20 protein-coding genes are annotated in these 17,896 nt (G+C 37.1%); 13 read left to right on the top strand and 7 right to left on the bottom strand.

All coding sequences use genetic code 11. The features are described from left to right. From ANA_RS12165 to ANA_RS12135, 7 genes are all read left to right on the top strand, one after another. On the top strand, nucleotides 1-1,005 hold the full coding sequence (locus ANA_RS12165; protein ID WP_015080362.1) for a glycosyltransferase: 1,005 nt from the start codon (nucleotides 1-3) through the stop codon (nucleotides 1,003-1,005). Next, the gene (locus ANA_RS12160) at nucleotides 998-1,885 is read left to right on the top strand and encodes a glycosyltransferase family 2 protein (RefSeq protein ID WP_015080361.1); all 888 of its coding nucleotides are present in this window, start codon (nucleotides 998-1,000) and stop codon (nucleotides 1,883-1,885) included. The genes ANA_RS12165 and ANA_RS12160 overlap by 8 nt, the downstream gene beginning before the upstream one ends. Before the next feature lie 2 nt (nucleotides 1,886-1,887). Beyond that, nucleotides 1,888-2,955, top strand: a complete 1,068-nt coding sequence (locus ANA_RS12155) for a glycosyltransferase family 4 protein (protein WP_015080360.1) — start codon at nucleotides 1,888-1,890, stop codon at nucleotides 2,953-2,955. A gap of 156 nt (nucleotides 2,956-3,111) precedes the next feature. After that, a complete protein-coding gene (locus ANA_RS12150; RefSeq protein WP_015080359.1) occupies nucleotides 3,112-3,513 on the top strand; it encodes a hypothetical protein in 402 nt (133 codons plus the stop codon). Continuing rightward, on the top strand, nucleotides 3,510-3,977 hold the full coding sequence (locus ANA_RS12145) for a type II toxin-antitoxin system VapC family toxin (RefSeq protein WP_015080358.1): 468 nt from the start codon (nucleotides 3,510-3,512) through the stop codon (nucleotides 3,975-3,977). The genes ANA_RS12150 and ANA_RS12145 overlap by 4 nt, the downstream gene beginning before the upstream one ends. 51 nt (nucleotides 3,978-4,028) lie before the next feature. Then, complete coding sequence (locus tag ANA_RS12140; protein ID WP_015080357.1) at nucleotides 4,029-4,256, top strand: AbrB/MazE/SpoVT family DNA-binding domain-containing protein; 228 nt, start codon at nucleotides 4,029-4,031, stop codon at nucleotides 4,254-4,256. After that, the gene (locus tag ANA_RS12135; RefSeq protein ID WP_051155181.1) at nucleotides 4,256-4,552 is read left to right on the top strand and encodes a type II toxin-antitoxin system VapC family toxin; all 297 of its coding nucleotides are present in this window, start codon (nucleotides 4,256-4,258) and stop codon (nucleotides 4,550-4,552) included. The genes ANA_RS12140 and ANA_RS12135 overlap by 1 nt, the downstream gene beginning before the upstream one ends. Nucleotides 4,553-5,129: 577 nt before the next feature. Here ANA_RS12135 and apcB read toward each other — a convergent pair. Continuing rightward, a complete protein-coding gene (apcB, locus tag ANA_RS12130) occupies nucleotides 5,130-5,639 on the bottom strand; it encodes an allophycocyanin subunit beta (protein ID WP_015080356.1) in 510 nt (169 codons plus the stop codon). Nucleotides 5,640-6,012: 373 nt separating this feature from the next. On the opposite strand from apcB, the gene glnA reads away from it, so the two are divergent. Next, nucleotides 6,013-7,428, top strand: coding sequence for a type I glutamate--ammonia ligase (gene glnA, locus ANA_RS12125; protein ID WP_015080355.1), 1,416 nt, complete (start codon nucleotides 6,013-6,015; stop codon nucleotides 7,426-7,428). 68 nt (nucleotides 7,429-7,496) lie between these two features. Here the strand turns inward: glnA and ANA_RS12120 are convergent, their stop codons facing one another. The 3 genes from ANA_RS12120 to ANA_RS12110 form a co-directional block, all read right to left on the bottom strand. Then, nucleotides 7,497-7,697, bottom strand: coding sequence for a hypothetical protein (locus ANA_RS12120; RefSeq protein ID WP_015080354.1), 201 nt, complete (start codon nucleotides 7,695-7,697; stop codon nucleotides 7,497-7,499). A gap of 442 nt (nucleotides 7,698-8,139) precedes the next feature. After that, a complete protein-coding gene (locus ANA_RS12115) occupies nucleotides 8,140-9,186 on the bottom strand; it encodes a zinc-dependent dehydrogenase (protein WP_015080353.1) in 1,047 nt (348 codons plus the stop codon). A 222-nt stretch (nucleotides 9,187-9,408) separates the two neighbouring features. Then, nucleotides 9,409-9,870 carry a helix-turn-helix domain-containing protein gene (locus tag ANA_RS12110; RefSeq protein ID WP_015080351.1) on the bottom strand — a complete coding sequence of 154 codons (462 nt, stop codon included), beginning with the start codon at nucleotides 9,868-9,870 and terminating at the stop codon, nucleotides 9,409-9,411. Between the two features lie 478 nt (nucleotides 9,871-10,348). Between ANA_RS12110 and ANA_RS12105 the strand changes: the two genes are divergently transcribed. The 4 genes from ANA_RS12105 (at nucleotide 10,349) to ANA_RS12090 (ending at nucleotide 16,018) form a co-directional block, all read left to right on the top strand. Further along, nucleotides 10,349-12,466, top strand: coding sequence for a serine/threonine-protein kinase (locus ANA_RS12105; RefSeq protein WP_015080350.1), 2,118 nt, complete (start codon nucleotides 10,349-10,351; stop codon nucleotides 12,464-12,466). A gap of 254 nt (nucleotides 12,467-12,720) precedes the next feature. Beyond that, nucleotides 12,721-13,962 carry a bifunctional ornithine acetyltransferase/N-acetylglutamate synthase gene (gene argJ, locus ANA_RS12100; RefSeq protein WP_015080349.1) on the top strand — a complete coding sequence of 414 codons (1,242 nt, stop codon included), beginning with the start codon at nucleotides 12,721-12,723 and terminating at the stop codon, nucleotides 13,960-13,962. Nucleotides 13,963-14,244: 282 nt separating this feature from the next. Further along, nucleotides 14,245-14,859 carry a Uma2 family endonuclease gene (locus ANA_RS12095; protein WP_015080348.1) on the top strand — a complete coding sequence of 205 codons (615 nt, stop codon included), beginning with the start codon at nucleotides 14,245-14,247 and terminating at the stop codon, nucleotides 14,857-14,859. A gap of 727 nt (nucleotides 14,860-15,586) precedes the next feature. Next, entirely contained in the window at nucleotides 15,587-16,018 is a 432-nt protein-coding gene (locus ANA_RS12090; protein WP_015080347.1) for a hypothetical protein, read from the top strand. A 54-nt stretch (nucleotides 16,019-16,072) separates the two neighbouring features. On the opposite strand, the gene ANA_RS12085 is transcribed toward ANA_RS12090, so the two are convergent. From ANA_RS12085 to upp, 3 genes are all read right to left on the bottom strand, one after another. After that, nucleotides 16,073-16,351 carry a YggT family protein gene (locus tag ANA_RS12085; protein WP_015080346.1) on the bottom strand — a complete coding sequence of 93 codons (279 nt, stop codon included), beginning with the start codon at nucleotides 16,349-16,351 and terminating at the stop codon, nucleotides 16,073-16,075. A gap of 98 nt (nucleotides 16,352-16,449) precedes the next feature. Then, nucleotides 16,450-16,785: a hypothetical protein gene (locus ANA_RS12080; protein WP_015080345.1), complete on the bottom strand. Its 336-nt coding sequence runs from the start codon at nucleotides 16,783-16,785 to the stop codon at nucleotides 16,450-16,452. 76 nt (nucleotides 16,786-16,861) lie between these two features. Beyond that, nucleotides 16,862-17,512 (bottom strand): uracil phosphoribosyltransferase, encoded by a 651-nt coding sequence (gene upp / locus ANA_RS12075; protein ID WP_015080344.1) that lies wholly within the window; start codon nucleotides 17,510-17,512, stop codon nucleotides 16,862-16,864. Between the two features lie 24 nt (nucleotides 17,513-17,536). Between upp and ANA_RS25970 the strand changes: the two genes are divergently transcribed. Continuing rightward, a complete protein-coding gene (locus tag ANA_RS25970; protein ID WP_148279048.1) occupies nucleotides 17,537-17,725 on the top strand; it encodes a hypothetical protein in 189 nt (62 codons plus the stop codon). Nucleotides 17,726-17,896 lie beyond the last annotated feature (171 nt).

Here is a 17,896-nt window from a genome sequence, read left to right as displayed (position 1 = left end):
ATGTTGGTTACACAAAAAATTGCTATTGTTTTAGCCACCTACAACCCTAACCTGGAATATTTCCAAAAACAGATTGAATCAATTAAAAATCAAACTTATAAAAATTGGGTTTGTCACATAATTGATGACTGTTCTCAAATGGAATATCAAATAGCTATTCAAAAAGTTATTGCTGAAGATCTAAGGTTTATTTGCCACTTCCATAATAATAATCTCAATCATTATCATAACTTTGAAAGAGGTTTAAAATATGCTATTCAAGATTCAGAAATCACTGCCATAGCTTTAGCAGATCAAGATGATATTTGGTATCCTAAAAAATTATCTGTATCACTGGAAAAACTACGTTCTGAAAAAGCAGTATTAGTACATTCAGACTTAGAAATGATAGATAGTAATGATCAAATCATTAATTATTCTACGTGGAAATTTGAAGCACGTAAACCTGAGAAATTATCTACTGATTTATTATTACTGCGTAATGTAGTAACTGGCTGTTCCGTATTATTTTGCACTTCTCTAATAAAAGATGTTCTGCCATTTCCTCCTCAAAAACGAATTCACTGGTATCATGATTGGTGGATAGCTCTAATTGCAGCCCAAAAAGGTAAAATTGCACATATTCATCAACCTTTAGTTATGTATAGAATTCATGGTTTAAATAATGTGGGAGTAACACAAGATGCAGGTAAATTTTACCGTGAGTTATTAGCTTGGATAAGTAAAAAATTTAAAATTACTGGTAATAGTTATTTAGTTCATAGAGACTTTAGTAAATTATTCTATGAACGATTTCAACAAGAATTAGATAATGTAAATTGGTCTAATCCTTTTGATGATAAAAATTTAGATTTTGGTTTTAAAATACTCAAACTATGCTATAAAAGTTTATTGTCAGGCTATAACTCAGAAGGTATAGCTTTGAGAATTTGGGTTTTGAAAGTTTTATTAGATTCACAAAAAATTAGATACCTGTTTTCCAAAAATAATAATAAGCATGAATAGACAATTAACTAATTCAGTATCAATTATCTTAGTTAACTATAATGGTGTAGATGTTTTAATAGATTGTTTAAACTCTCTAGAAAAATTTATTCCTAGAAATAACTGTGAAATCATTGCAGTTGATAATAACTCTCAAGATGATAGTGTAGATATTATTGAAAATCAATTCCCTCATATTAAATTAATTAAACTACCAAAAAACGTTGGTTTTGGATCAGGAAATAATGCTGGTGCAAAAGTAGCTAAAGGTGAGTTTTTATTTTTATTAAATACTGATACAATTCTTACTAATAACATTCTTCCCCATCTTTTAGAATTAATGTCTGAAAATCCAGATGTAGGAATTATTGGACCTAAATTACTTTTTCCAGATAAAAGTTTTCAAATTTCTTTCTCACCGGAAATTAGTATTAAAGGAGAATTTACAGCAAGAAAATTACATAAGAATGCTGAAAATAAAAATAAATTGGATATTATAGAACAGGATTTTCAAGATATTCAAGAAGTAGATATTGTTGTCGGAGCAGCATTTTTTATTAGAGCAGATTTATTTAATTTATTAGGTGGTTTTGACGAAAAATTCTTTATGTATTTTGAAGAGTCTGATTTGTGTCAAAGAGTCAGAAATGAAGGTTATAAAATTCTATATACTCCCCATGTATCCCTAATTCATATCAGAGGATATTCTGTTAATAAAATATCTAATAGAATGGCTGTAGAATATAGACGTAGCCAGATTTACTACTATCATAAACATCGTCCAATGTGGGAGATTTTGATTTTAAAAATATATTTAATGTTTAAGTTTTTATCTGAATATCTCAAAACATCTAATCCTTATAGTTGGGAAATTATCAAATTAAGTTTTATGTATAAATAATTATGTCTTTATTAATCAATCTTTCATTTCTCCTAACCAAACCCACAGGTACAACTACTTACACTCTTAATCTTCTACCTCATTTACAGAAACTTGATCCGATACTTTTAACTTCCCAATCTTTCCCTGACTATAAATGTTATCCAACTCCTCCTAACCTCACATCAGAACAAGGTTTAAAAGGACATTTAAACCGCTTAGTTTGGACACAATTCCAACTTCCAAAAATCTATCAAAACCTCAAATCGCAACTTTTATTTTCCCCTATTCCCGAAGCACCCCTATATACCAACTGTCGTTTTATTGTCACAGCCTTTGATATGATACCCTTGCGGTTTCCTAACCGCTTCTCACCATTAACCACATACCATAAATACTATACTCCTGAAGTTTTTAAACAAGCAGAGCATATTATTTGTATATCAGAATCAACAGCCAATGATATTATCCAATTTTACCAGATTCCTAGTCATAAAATAACACCAATTCTCTTGGCGGGAGATAACTCGCATTTCCAATTCCTCAACCTCCCCACCCGCAATTACTTCCTATATGTTGGTCGTCAAGACCCTTACAAAAACCTGCAAAGACTAATTACCGCTTTTTCCGCACTACCTCACAGAAATGATTATGAACTATGGTTAGCGGGACCCTATGATCAACGTTACTCCCCATTATTAGAAATACAAACTCAAGAATTAGGAATAAGTCATCTTGTTAAATTCCTTAACTATGTCTCCTATGACGAATTACCAATAATTATAAATCAAGCAATTGCGCTAGTTTTTCCTAGTTTGTGGGAAGGATTTGGTTTACCAGTGTTAGAAGCAATGGCTTGTGGTACTCCCGTTATTACCTCTAATGTTTCCTCCCTTCCAGAAGTTGCAGGAGATGCTGCTATTTTAATTAATCCCTATAATATAGAAGAAATTACAGCAGCAATGAAAATCATAATTAATGATTCAGAAACCAGAAAACAACTTTCAGAAAAAGGTCTAAAAAGAGCAAATCAATTTAGTTGGGAAAAAACCGGACTGGTTACAGTTGAAGTTTTAAAAAAGTATCTTTGAGTATAACTACAATTGGTGTACATCCTGATTCTATTGCAAGAGATAAAATCCCCGACTTCTTAGAGCAGTTGCTATATATTGTTGTTCATAACTAATTTAGGATTGCTATATGATAGAATAGAAGAAATATTGATTAGTAAAACCAAGGAGAATACCATGAACACCTCCATAGAACTTCCCAGCGGTAAAATCCTCAACATCACCCGATTTATTGCTCTAATTCCCAATAACAATAATATTGATAGTGATTATCAACTAATTTTAGAAGGATATCCTCATCCTATCAACTTAGAATCATCAGATGCTCAAAATCTGAAAATAATTTTGCAATCAAAACTAGATCAAAATACCCCAATTAGCACCCATAAATCAACATGGAATCAACAAGAACAACTCCAAAAAAATCAAAAAGCAATGGCAATTTTAGCACAACGTATTGCAGAACATAAAAATATGTCCGATGAAGAATCATTACAGCAACAAGAGTTTTTTGAAGAATTAAAAAAAACAGTTGATTCACAAAGACCAATAGGACAAAAATTATATTCAGAATTATGATAGTATTTATTGATTCAGGTGTGCTAGGACTGCTCACAAATCCCTATAAAATGGATGCAGCTAAAGATTGTGAAGAATGGCTTTATGCTTTGCTTGCTCGTGGAGTGTATATTTGTTCTTCTCAATTATGTGATTACGAAATTAGAAGAAGTTTAATCTTAATCTCTCAAAATAAACCTAAATCATCTAGTATTCAGAATTTAGATGAACTCCAAGAAATAATCTCGTTTTTACCTATAGACTGGGAATTATTAAAAGAAGCATCTACACTTTGGGCTTCTGCTCGTAGTCAAGGAATACCAACAGCAGATAATAAAAGTTTGGATATTGATATTATTATCTGTAGTCATTGGCAAAAACTTAAAGAAGAGTTTCCTGGTCGCTATATTGTGATAGCAACTACAAATGTCAAACATTTAAGTCGCTTTGCTGAGGCAAAAAACTGGGTGGATATTCAATTTTAAAACCATTATGTAATACTAAAAGTAATAATTTTCTTACTTGAGATCAAAACCATGAGAATTACATCCAAAGGACAAGTCACTATTCCCGTAGAAATACGTGAACAATTAGGACTTACACCCAACACAGAAGTAGAATTTGAAATCATCGGAGATGCAGTTTACGTAAAAAAAACCAAAGCGAAACCCAACCCAGGTAAAACTCTCATAGAAATGATGCGAGGTAAAGCTACAGTCAAAATGACCACCGATGAAATAATGGCATTAACGAGACAAGACTAATGAAAGAAATACTCGTTGATAGCAATATAATCTTGGATATTGTTACAGAAGATCCAAATTGGTTTGATTGGTCAGCTAATAAGTTAACTGAATATGCTGAAAAGACAAAACTTAACATTAATCCCATTATCTATGCTGAAGTCTCAATTGGTTTTCAAAAGATAGAAGAACTAGAAGCCATATTACCTATCAAGTTTTTTCACCGTTTAGACCTACCTTGGGAATCAGCATTTTTAGCGGGAAAATGCTTTTTGACACTCTCAGGTCTAAAGACACTGAGATTCTTTAATCAATGAGCCAACTTACAATTGCTGGATTACTCCAACAAAAACAGAGGTCGATTCTCCTAAAGCGTTAATGACCGTATCCCTACCGTACTCGATTTTTGTATTTCATTTTTCACCAAATTTAGCTTTCCTAAACTGCAATACTGTTAGGTATGACTACGCACTCAACCAAATTAGTTAAGTTTTTACGTTGTTTAGTTATACTTAAATTATGGAACTTTTAAAAGTATATCACACCTACTGTTACTAGTCAACGAGTTAGGCTAAATATTTTCGCCCGTGTCGCTTATATCTCAGCACGCTTTGTGACTGAGCTTTACGCTTACCGAGTAATCTTGTAAAATATCGTCAACAAGGTGGAACTAAAAAATCTCCTTTACCTGATTTCTACATAGGCGCTCATGCGGTAATTATGGATATGATACTTTTAACCAGAGATGTGAATCGTTACCGCACTTATTTTCCCACCTTAGAACTAATAGTTCCAGAATATTAATAGACATCTCCATGTTTTCGGGCGCAATTATGAGTAAAGACGTTCTATAGAACGCCTCTACCTTGTCCTCAGATGTCTATTTTTGAAATCCTAAACATCAATCTCACTCAATTCACGAGTGATATGATCAAAAGGCTCATCCACAAAAGCAGTATTAGCAATACCAGCAGCCGCTACCTGTTCCTTGACGATACCCTTCATTATCTGAATACCTTGAACAGTTGAACCAATGGGTACACCCAAGGAATTGTAAGTTTCCCTGAGTCCTTGTAATACACGCTCATCAAGAACATTCATATTACCAGCAACTAGCGCATAGGTAGCGTAGCGGAGATAATAGTCCATATCCCGCAAACAAGCGGCAAAACGACGGGTTGTATAAGCATTGCCACCAGGACGAATTAATTCTGGTAGTTCTTCAAATAACTTTGCCCCAGCTTGTTTCACAATTGCGGCAGCATTGGAATTAATCGCTGCTGCAGCTTGAACTCTAGCTGTTCCACTATCAAAGTAGGATTTGAGGGTATCAATGGCATTCCGGTCAAAATAACGCCCGGTTACGTCATAATTCTTAATTAAAGTTGTAACGGCATCACGCATTCTTTTTTCTCCCAATCATGAGTTATCTATGATTTGATATTAATTTGGTTGCCATGAAGCACCAACAAGATTCCGTGCCAATTCACATAAAATAGACACTGGCACAAAAACTATCCATCTGCTATCTAAGGATTTTATGCCAAAGTTGACCCCTGATCATGAATTTTCTAGTTTTGTACAGATTAAGAAAGAAAGGTTAACATAACCTGTAATCCAGACAATCTGTAACAAACATGACAAAATCATGTCAAGTTAACTATTTACGATATTCCAGGTGGTGTATGACAACTTGGGTTAGCGTAACAAGGTGAGGACGCTTGGGCAGACTCTGGGTTTATATTAGGTAATTGGCTACATCAGGAGTAAAGTAAAAATGACAACCCCAAAAGAAATCTTGAAGAAGATTCAAGACGAAAAAATTCAGATGATTGATCTGAAATTCATTGATACACTGGGAACTTGGCAACATTTGACCATGTACCAAGACCAGATTGATGAAAGTTCATTCTCTGACGGTGTACCTTTCGACGGTTCTAGTATTCGGGGTTGGAAAGGTATCGAAGAATCTGACATGACCATGGTGCTTGATCCTAACACCGCTTGGATTGACCCATTCATGAAAGAGCCAACTCTCAGTATCATTTGTAGTATTAAAGAACCACGTACTGGCCAATGGTACAACCGTTGTCCTCGCGTTATTGCCCAAAAAGCGATAGATTATCTAGCTTCTACTGGACTTGGTGATACAGCTTTCTTTGGTCCTGAAGCTGAATTTTTCATTTTTGATGATGTCCGTTACGACCAAACCACCAACTCCGGTTACTACTACGTTGATTCTGTAGAAGGTCGTTGGAACACTGGTAGAGAAGAAGGACCTAACCTGGGTTACAAAACCCGCGTCAAAGAAGGTTATTTCCCAGTTCCTCCCACTGACAGCTTTCAAGATATGCGGACAGAAATGCTGCTAACCATGAAAGATTGTGGCGTACCCATTGAAAAGCAACACCATGAAGTTGCGACTGGTGGTCAGTGCGAACTTGGTTTCAAATTTGGTAAGTTGATTGAAGCCGCTGATTGGTTGATGACTTACAAGTATGTGATCAAAAACGTGGCTAGAAAGTATGGCAAAACCGTCACCTTCATGCCAAAACCCATTTTTGGCGATAACGGTTCTGGTATGCACTGTCACCAATCTATCTGGAAAAATGGTCAGCCCCTATTTGCAGGTGACAAGTACGCTGGTATGAGCGAAATGGGACTTTACTACATTGGTGGTATTCTCAAACACGCTCCAGCACTGTTGGCAATCACCAACCCCACTACCAATTCTTACAAACGCCTTGTACCTGGTTATGAAGCACCTGTAAACTTGGCTTATTCCCAAGGTAATCGTTCTGCTTCTGTGCGGATTCCTCTTTCTGGAGACAACCCCAAAGCCAAGCGTTTAGAATTCCGTTGTCCAGACGCTACTTCTAACCCTTACTTGGCTTTTGCGGCTATGCTTTGTGCTGGGATTGATGGTATCAAAAACAAAATTCATCCTGGTGAACCCTTAGATAAAAATATCTATGAACTTTCACCAGAAGAATTATCTAAGATTCCTTCTACTCCTGGTTCTTTAGAATTGGCTTTGGAAGCTTTGGAAAATGACCACGCTTTCTTAACTGAAACTGGCGTTTTCTCTGAAGACTTTATCCAAAATTGGATTGACTACAAGGTTGCTAACGAAGTTAAGCAAATGCAATTGCGTCCACATCCTTATGAATTCTTCTTGTATTACGATTGCTAATTACAACAATTACTAACGTACAACTAGTGAATTTTTTAGCCACCCCAGAGGGTGGCTTTCTTTTTCACTTAACTCATAGTCGCTTGGCTACGTCCATAAAGCGTCTGAGTAGCTGCATCCATTTTACCTTGAATGGGATTCCAGTAGTGAGATATTCCTTCATGCAAATTAAGTTCCTGTGCAGCCCGCATCAACATGGATTGTTGACGATTCTTAGCTTGCTGATGTTGACGTACCATTGATTGACGGGCTTTTTCTTGAATAGACATGACACTACCTCCCTGTATTTATTTACTAAGGAATAATTTACTATTCCCTGCGATCTGATGATAACACAAAAATCTGTAGTTTACGCTACAGAATCTTAAATGAATAGGATTGATATGATTATATCTCCTCTATCCTGCTTGCATTTTCGATGAGAACATAAAAATCTGTAGCGTAAACTACAAAATGATATTTTTGTTATAAAACTTCATGAAATTGGTCAGTTGTCAGTTGTCAGTTGTCAGTTGCAAAAGAATATTTCTCTCCCCTACCCCTCCTACTCCCCCTACTCCCCCTACTCCCCCTACTCCCCTACTCCCCCTACTCCCCCTACTCCCCCTACTCCCCTACTCCCCCTACTCCCCTACTCCCCCTACTCCCCTACCCCCCCTACTCCCCCTACTCCCCCTACTCCCCCTACTCCCCTACTCCCCTACTCCTCCACTAGGGATAAATCAAAATCTTATAAGTTTCCGCCGTGGGGGCGATCGCTTGGTCTACTGCTTGTGGTAAATCTTGGAGGGGATAGCGATCGCTAATTAAGGCTTTCACATCAATGCGGCGATTAAATACGATGTCCGCAGATAGGCTTTGCAGGCGGTAGGATGAGCTATAACTGCCCATTAAATCTATTTCCCGACGGTAGAGAGTATTGGGGTTAATGGGGATTGTCAACTCGTCTGGGAACTCCGCAAAGAAGAGAATTTTTCCACCTTTGCGAGTACAGTCTAAAGCTTGGAAAAACGCTTTATCACTGGGAACAGCTAACAAGGTGACATCAACACCCATTCCCCCAGTTAAAGCCTGAATTTTGGTAGATAAATCAGCGTCACGGGCATCAAAAGCCGCTTCTGCGCCTACTTCTAGAGCTTTTTCAATTCTAGATGGCAAGAGGTCAGTAGCGATCGCTTTCGCTCCAAAATACTTCACCAACATCATAAACATTAACCCGATTGGACCTGCACCAGTTACTAATACAGTTTGTCCCGGTGCAATTTGGGCTTTTTTCACCGCTTTTAAACAGCAATTAGTTGGTTCAACAAAACTCGCCTCTTCAAAACTGATATCATCAGGGATGGGAATTAAGCCACCATTTTCGACAATGTGACCTGGAACTTTCACATACTCCGCAAAACCGCCACCACTGGCGTTAAAACCTGCGGTAGTAGAGATATTTTTATAAACATCGCACATCGAGAAATTATCATTTAAACAGTAAGCGCAACGCATACATGGTATATGGTGCATCACCGCTACCCGTTGTCCTACTTGCCACCCTTTTACCTGTGAACCAACAGCCGCAATAGTTCCAGCGGTTTCATGTCCAAATATGCGTGGCGGTTCATACAAAGGATAACGAATCTTTTTAATATCTGACTGACACAAACCCACAACCCGCACCTGCACCAGCACTTCATCTGCGTCTAGGGTAGGAACTGGGACTTCTTCGTAGGATAATTGATTTACGCCTCTAAATACTTGTGCTTTCACGTTGGTTTTCCACTATTTAACGTTACTAGATTTAACATTTTGTGGTCAACTTTAGGTTATGGAAGTATGGATTTTTTCAACAAATCCTGGTATTTGGTTATTTAATTTATCTAGTAATTGAATCAAAGTTAAAGGAGTTCTTTTATATTTTTGAGATTGTGTGAGTAAAATTTGAACCATTGTTTGAGGGTATTCTTCAAATAGTTCACCAAGAAAATTTACTCATTCCTCATAATCATACAGTCCCGCTTCTTCAGTTACTTCAATAAGTTCCTGTAGGCATTTTTTCCGGTTTATATCACGTTGTTCTTTATATTTCATTAAATCATCAAACCGGACACGGCGATGTGTTCCCACTCTAATACAAGGAATTTCACCCTGGTCTAATAACTTAATCAGGTAAGGACGGGAAACTTTGAGAATGTCTGCGGCTTTTTGTGTTGTTAGTTCTCTATCCTGAATGACTACAGATATTACCTTGCCTAATGCTAGTGCATGAACAGCTTGATGTAAAATCTGATAAACCGATTCGGGAATGGGAATTTCTTGACCGTCTACTCCTACTAATTTTGCTTGAGAGCCTTCAAGCTGGAGTATACTTTCAAGATGCTTGATAGATGATTTTTCCGGTTCTTGAGCCATAACTGACTCTAAAGGCAGGTTTTGCTCAGTGATAGTCTTCATAATGAATATATTTTTGATATCTACATCATATCTTTTATATCCTCTAAACGCAATATCCGCAACAGAAATCAAATAAAATATACTTTGTGAAACGTTGTGACAAAGCAATAGATTTTGGGCAAGTTTATTTTTTGGACATTTTTATTGAGAAGCTAGATAAAATCTTGTAAATTCTCATCACAATTTGACATATCTGTAAACAAAAATACAGTTTAACAAATGATTTGTATGGGAGAATATAGGTAAAGAAATAATTATTTTTACCTAAAATATAACTGCCATTTTCCACTAAAATATACATCACCATAATAATGGCAAAATGCCGTTATTTTCTATTTAAAATGAGATATCATCAAAATAATTGGCAATAATACATCTTCCCTACTTGTGAAGTTCCAGGTTAAATATAATTACTAATTGCCTTAGTAAAATCTAGGTTTATCTATATATTTTATCATGCAGATGCACCATATAGATTATGATCTGCTGTCTAAATCCCGATTGTTCAAATCCTCAAAATCCAGATCATCATCAAATTTGTCAAACTTGTCACACTCCGTTAGTGCCACTTTTGAGAAATCGGTTTCGTGTACTCCGTGTTCTTTCTGATGAAGGCGGATTTGGCAGAACTTATATATCAGAAGATATTGATAAATTAAATGAATTATGTGTAGTTAAACAACTAGCACCAAAATTTCAAGGTACTTGGTCACAAAAAAAAGCAATTCAGCTATTCTCAGAAGAAGCAAGACGACTTCAAGAATTAGGAGAACATCCCCAAATTCCCACATTAATAGCTTATTTTGAACAAGATAATTGTTTATATTTAGTACAACAATTTATTGATGGTCAAAATTTATTTAATGAATTAAAGTCTCGAAGAATTTATAAAGATTGGGATATTCAATCTATTTTATTAGATTTATTACCAATTATCAAATTTGTGCATCAACATGGGGTAATTCATCGTGATATTAAACCAGAAAATATTATTCGTCGAAAATCTGATGGGAGATTAACACTTATTGATTTTGGTTCTTCTAAACAGTTAACTGCACAAGTACAGCGAAAAAATGGTACTTCTATCGGTTCCCATGGTTATTCTCCCATTGAACAAATTAGAGATGGAAAAGCCTATCCTGCAAGTGATTTATTTGGTTTGGGTGCGACTTGTTTTCATCTATTAACAGGAATTTCTCCTTTTCAATTATGGATGGAATATGGTTATGCTTGGGTAGGAAATTGGCGGCATTATTTACGTTTTCCTTTGAGTTTAGAATTAGCAGAAATTATAGATAAGCTACTACAAAAAGAAATACAGGATCGTTATCAATCTGCTGATGAAGTAATTAGAGATTTGATGAAAAAGCATACTCATATTCTACCAGCAGCGAATCTTACAATTATAGAATCACCTAGAAAAAATTCTCACCCACATTCATCAAAATATATTTGGGTTAGAAATTTAATTTTCATCTTGGGGATAATTGTTTTTTTTGGATTAGCAGAATCTGGTTATCGAGAATTTCGCAAGTTAAAAACTAATTTTTCTTTTAGTTGGAGTCAACCTCACAATAGTCCACCAATATCTGAAATATCAGCAAAAAAATTATCTTTAGTCAATACTTTTTCTGGACATAAAAGCAAAGTTTTGTCAGTGGTTATGAGTCCAAATGGTAAACTGATTATCAGTAGTGGTGATTGCGAGAAAAGTAGTAATAGTCAATGTCATAATATTAAATTATGGGATGTCATAACAGGTAAAGAAATTACCAGTCTCCAGGGACATTCCCAAAATGTTAATGCACTAGCTATAACTGCTAATGGGAAAACTTTAGTTAGTGGTAGTGATGATAAAACTATTAAAATTTGGAATTTAGAAACAAATCAATTAATTCACACCTTAAAAAGTCATACTGATGCAATTCATAGTTTAGCTATTAGTGGTGATGGTAAAACTTTAGTTAGTGCTAGTGATGATAAAACTATCAAAATTTGGAATTTAACAACAGGTAAGCTAATTCGTACTTTAATTGGTCATAAATATTGGGTACGTTCTGTAGATATTAGTCCTGATGGTGTCACCTTAGCAAGTGGTAGTTTTGATAAAACTATTAAACTATGGAATATTAATCAAGAAGAACCGATTCAGACTTTAAGTACCAGTTCACAAACAGTCATAGCTGTGGCTTTTAGTCCTAATGGTAAAATTTTAGCAAGTTCCAGCCGCAACCGCACAATTAAATTATGGAATCTACAAACCCTAAAAGAAATTCGGACTCTCATGGTAGAAGATAATAGTGTTAATACTATTGCTTTTAGTCCTGATGGTAAAATTTTAGCAAGTGCTGGACGAAATATTTCTGAAGAACAAATCTATCACACCATTAAACTCTGGAACGTGGCTACAGGAGAGGAAATGCTAACATTGACGGGACATAGTAATGCTGTTATCTCCCTTGCTTTTAGTGCTGACGGGAAGTTTTTAGTTAGTGGTGGTGAAGATAATTTAATTAAAATTTGGCAGATTCCAGTCAATAATGACGAAAATTTTTCCCGTCGAGGTTTGGTACTTGATAAAACTAAATTTCGGTAAGTAGGTGAACGGAAAAAACCAAACTGTGTAAAGAAACGTAAAATCGCTGAAAACTTCTTTACTCTTGCCTCTGGTTACTGAGCGAAGTCGAAGTATTGCCTCTTGCTATAACGACAATTTTCAACGCCAACCTAAAAAAGATTGTCGTCAACAGATAAACTCACTTATAGAGATAAATACTGGACGCTGATATCAAACCAGAGGCGGAAGGTAATTGAGCAGTAAACGTGATATAGATAATTGTGAGCAAAATTATGGCAGACTGGCAAATAATTACTGGTGGTGTGACAGCAGCGCGGGGGTATAAAGCTTCGGGAATTACAGCAGGACTGAAAGCTTCGGGATTACCGGATTTAGCTTTAATTGTATCAGACGTGGAAGCGATCGCCGCAGGTGTATTCACCACTAGCCAAGTTAAAGCAGCCTGTGTAGATTACTGTCGTCAGGTATTACAAGGGAAACATAGCGCGAGAGCCATTCTTTGTAATGCGGGACAAGCTAACGCCGCAACAGGTGAACAAGGGATTAAAGATGCTCAAGAAAGTGCAGACTTGTTAGGTAAAGAATTGGGTATTAACCCAGAATCCATTTTATTAGCTTCCACCGGCGTAATTGGTCAACGGATTAAAATGGATATATTGCGGGGTGGTATCCCCAAAGTAGTTGCAGAACTATCAGAAACAGGCTCAGACGCAGCCGCAGGAGCAATAGTCACCACAGATCTAATCACCAAATCCATAGCCTTAGAAACCATTATCCATGACCGTCCAGTGCGAATTGGTGGCATTGCTAAAGGTTCAGGGATGATTCACCCCAACATGGCGACAATGTTAGCCTTTGTTACCTGTGATGCAGCAGTCTCTTCTACGCTTTGGCAACAAATGTTAACCAGAGCAGCGGATAGAAGCTTCAATTCTATCACAGTTGACGGTGACACAAGTACAAATGATTGTTTAATTGCTTTAGCAAATGGTCAATCTCGCACCCCAGCAATTACCGAAATGGGGGCAGAGGCACAGAAGCTAGAAGCTATGTTAACTTATGTGTGTCAGCATTTGGCGAAAGCGATCGCTCGTGATGGCGAAGGTGCAACTTGTTTAATAGAAGTCCAAGTCACTGGCGCTCACGATGAATTATCAGCCCGACAAATCGCCAAAACCATTGCCGGGTCATCTTTAGTCAAAGCTGCCATTTTCGGTCATGATCCCAATTGGGGACGGATTGCTGCTGCTGCTGGACGGGCTGGAGTCCCCTTTGAACAAGAAAACCTCTCCGTTAAATTAGGGGATATTTTGCTATTTGAAAATGGTCAACCTTTACCCTTTGATAAAGCCGCAGCTAGTGCATATTTAAAAGCAGCAGCTAATGGTGAATATCTGCAATCAGACACGGTGTTAATTTCCGTCGGTGTTGGTAATGGTCATGGAACAGGTCAGGCTTGGGGTTGTGACTTGAGTTATGATTATGTGAAAATTAACGCTGAGTATACAACTTAAAAAATCGGCGTTGCTGATATAGCGGTATGCAAAACCTTTAGGGGCGGGGAAACCCTGCCCTTGATTGTGATAACTGTAAGAGGTTGTTTGAAAACTTTTTCGTGTGGGATCTGACACCCGCAGATCCCCCTAAATCCCCCTTGGAAAGGGGGACTTTGAGGAATTTAGCCCCCCTTTGTAAGGGGGGTTGGGGGGATCTCAATTAATTCTGATACTTTTCAAACATCCTCTAAGATGACGATGCCGTTATAATATTTTTATTGTCAGCAATACTCAACAGCCATGATTCAAACCTTATCTAAAGTTACTACCTTTGAGGAATTTGTCGCTGGGCTTCCTGAAAATTCTGGGGTACGTTACGAACTACATAATGGGAATATCATTGAAATGGCACAACCAGTAGGAGAACACGAGGAAGTAAAAGGATTTCTAGGCGTAGAAATTCCCTTTGAAATCAAACGACTTGGATTACCCTACGGTATTCCCAACCAAGTTATAGTTAGACCAGAAGGTAAAGATTCTGGTTATTTTCCAGATGTGTTGGTGCTAAATCGTGAAAATCTGGTAAACGAAAAATTATGGAAAAAAGAATCTATTCTGAGTAATGGTGCATCTATACCTTTGGTGATTGAAGTTGTCTCAACTAATTGGCGTGATGATTACCATTTGAAATATGCTGATTATGAAGAAATGGGAATTTCTGAATATTGGATTGTAGATTATGCAGCTTTAGGTGGCAGGAATTTTATTGGTAATCCTAAACAACCGACAATTTCTGTTTGTAATTTGGTTGATGAAGAATATCAAATTAGTAAGTTTAGAGATCATGAACGGATTATTTCCCAAACTTTTCCTGACTTAAATATTACAGCAAATCAAATTTTTCAAGCTTCTTGACAATAAAATCATGAATAAATTTTTCCGTCACATAAGTAGGTTGGCGTTGAAAATGGTCGTTATAGCACTAGGCTTGAGGCAAGAGTAAAGAAGTTTTCAGCGATTTTACGTTTCTTTACACAGTTTGGTTTTATTGTGTTTACCTACTTAGATTGATTATTGGGTAAGAAAACTTCCGTTAAGTCGCACGGGTTACATACCATAAATTAACTTATTTGTCAACAGTACATTTTTCTCCCAGTCAACTTCCATAATTTCTTGGCTAATTTTTGTCTAAATCTCTCTCAAAAATTGCTGCTAATTTATGAAGTTTTGTATTATTTCTAGATATTGATTTCTGAAACGACTATAAATAAAGGGTTTTGAGGATCATATTGTCAGACAGATATAAAATTGACAATATAAGGCCAATTATGAAAATCTTCATGATTATAGCAAATCGCCGAAAGTATTGCAAGCTCGTTGCTAAATAAAAATAATTCTCAATTAATTATTAAGAAAATCTAAACTTGAATTGTGATGAGTTATGAATATTAAAAGTATTATTATATTTTTATAAGTTTTAATTATGATTTATTCCTAAAATAGCTTTAGCAGACTTTGATATCTATATCATGTAACACCAAAAATCAATAACTGGAAATTTTAGTCTTTGGGACTCTGCGCCTCTGCGTGAGGTAAAATTGTACTCGTGACATTCGTAAATTTCCAATCAAAGGTGTATTTTATGCGGTTACGCTCAATGCAGTTAATTTTTATAGCAGGACTAATGGGGTTACTTTCCTGGATATGGACACCCACAGCCTTAGCATTAACACAGATTAAACTATCTAATATTTCCTACCACGAATGTCCATCAGAACTTACAAGCGGAGTAGTGGGTAGTAGCGGTTCAAATTCTGCTAGTTGCTTCATAGTTACAGGTAAAGCGGAAAATAGCACTCGTAAAACCGTCTATGATGCGGATATTTTTGGGCGCATATATGATGCTAACGGTGATTCAACCTTACAAAATCGGACTCGTCTGGGTTTAATCGCGGAAGTTCCTCCCGGAGTTAGTGATTTTGAATTTAGAATCACTGTCCCTAGTAATCAACCTTTACCATTACAACTTAAACAATTTAAAGCTGCTGGATTTAGCGGACAAGTGAGAAGATAAGAGTGTAGAGACGTTCCTGGGAACGTCCTTACATTGAAAATCGTAATTTGGGGCTTAAAACCCTTGTACCAAGGTGGCGCGAGCTAAACTATCTAAAACACCACCAACTATGTTCAATGCCAAAAATGCCAGGATAGGGGAGAAATCCATGCCACCCAAGGGGGGAATTATGGAACGAAATAGATTGAGGTAGGGATCACTAATTTGGCTTAAAGCCGCAAATGGTTGACTAGACCAGTCAACCGTAGGGAACCAAGTCAACAAGACTCGAATAATCAGCAAATAGCTGTAAAGGGAGACAAAGGTGGCTAGGGTTGTAATTAGTAAATTCATGGGTAACTTTCCTGTTAAATGTCAAACATAGATTCATGATTGATTTTAATTTAGCTCACGTCGCATTGTGTAGCCAATCAATATAACTAAGGGAAAGCTTAAGAATGCTCATTAACTTCCTGGGATGAGTTGCTGTTGACATTACCTAATTGCTTCCGCACATCATCAATTGTGGCATTAAGTTGGGCAATTTTATCTTCGAGCGATCGCCTGGTTGCTTCTATTTCCAAACTTTCATGAGCAGAAGCCCTCATTTGCCGCTTTTTAGTCCCTGTCTGTCCATCATTTTCCCCAGCAGTTAACCCTTCATTCTCTTCATTTGCAAACTTAGCATCTAAGCGCGAAGTAATCACCGCCCCTAAAACACCACCAACTACACCCCCAATCAATGACCCCAGTAACAAACCACTAGCAAAACCATCTTGCTGACTCATATTTTTTACCGTCTTCTCGAAAATAAGCAACTTTGACAATACTTTAGCTATTTTCCGGCCTTAGCGGCATCCTAGCTCAAGTTCCAAAAATGCGATCGCCCGCATCACCCAACCCTGGTACAATATACCCATGATCATCAAGCGTTTCATCAATAGTAGCGGTGTAAAGGATTAAGCCAGGATAGACAGCAGCCAATTTTTTTAACGCTGGGGGAGCAACAACTACAGATATAATCCGAATTAACGCCGGATCAACACCTCTTTGGCTCAATTCCGCCATTACTGCCATTATAGAGCCTCCAGTAGCCAACATCGGCTCAGTAATTAACACCCGCGTTTCGGGGGCAAATCTTTCAGGTAATTTATTTAAATAACAACTAGGTTCTAGAGTTTCTTCATTTCGCACCAAGCCAACATGGTAAATTGATGCCAAAGGCAGTACACCCTGCGCTCCCTCCAACAAGCCTAAACCAGCCCGTAAAATCGGCACAACAGCCACAGGTATGTGAGGATTAATAAAAGTTGCTGAACAGGTAGTCAGAGGCGTTTGCACCGTTGTTTCTTGAGTCAGCAACCACTCCCTAGCAGCCTCGTAAGTTAGCCACCTACCCAACTCAGTCATAGCAGAACGAAATAATACAGATGGCGTAGCTACATCACGAGCAACTCCCAACCAGTGCTGAATTAAAGGATGAGGTGGAACATAAACACGGAGTTGTTGTGTCATAGCTAGAAAAGGGCGACTGGATAATTGTCTTTTTACTGGAACATCATAGCAGAATTCACCGAATCAGGAGTCACCGAGTCAGGAGTCACCGAGTCAGGAGTCACCGAGTCAGGAGTCAGGAAGAAGAAAGGAGAAAGGAGAAAGAAGAAAGAAGAAGGTAGGGGCGCAGGGTCTGCGCCCAGGAAGAAGTCAGGAGTAAATAGGGGTTGCTGATAGTTAGCCATATAAACCGAAAACCTAGATATATTAAGAGTTTCCGGGTTAAAAAAGTGAATTATGTGCAAGCCCTAAATATATTTATTGATAAATCTTCTCATTAATAGTTGACAAAGATTCTCAATCAGAGTTATATTATTCTCAAGTGTTCTCCTCTCTTTAAAGAAT

Source organism: Anabaena sp. 90, assembly GCF_000312705.1.
In the GTDB taxonomy this organism is placed as follows: domain Bacteria; phylum Cyanobacteriota; class Cyanobacteriia; order Cyanobacteriales; family Nostocaceae; genus Dolichospermum; species Dolichospermum lemmermannii.
Note: the sequence above shows the minus strand (reverse complement) of the source record. Positions and strands in the feature narration are given on the sequence as shown.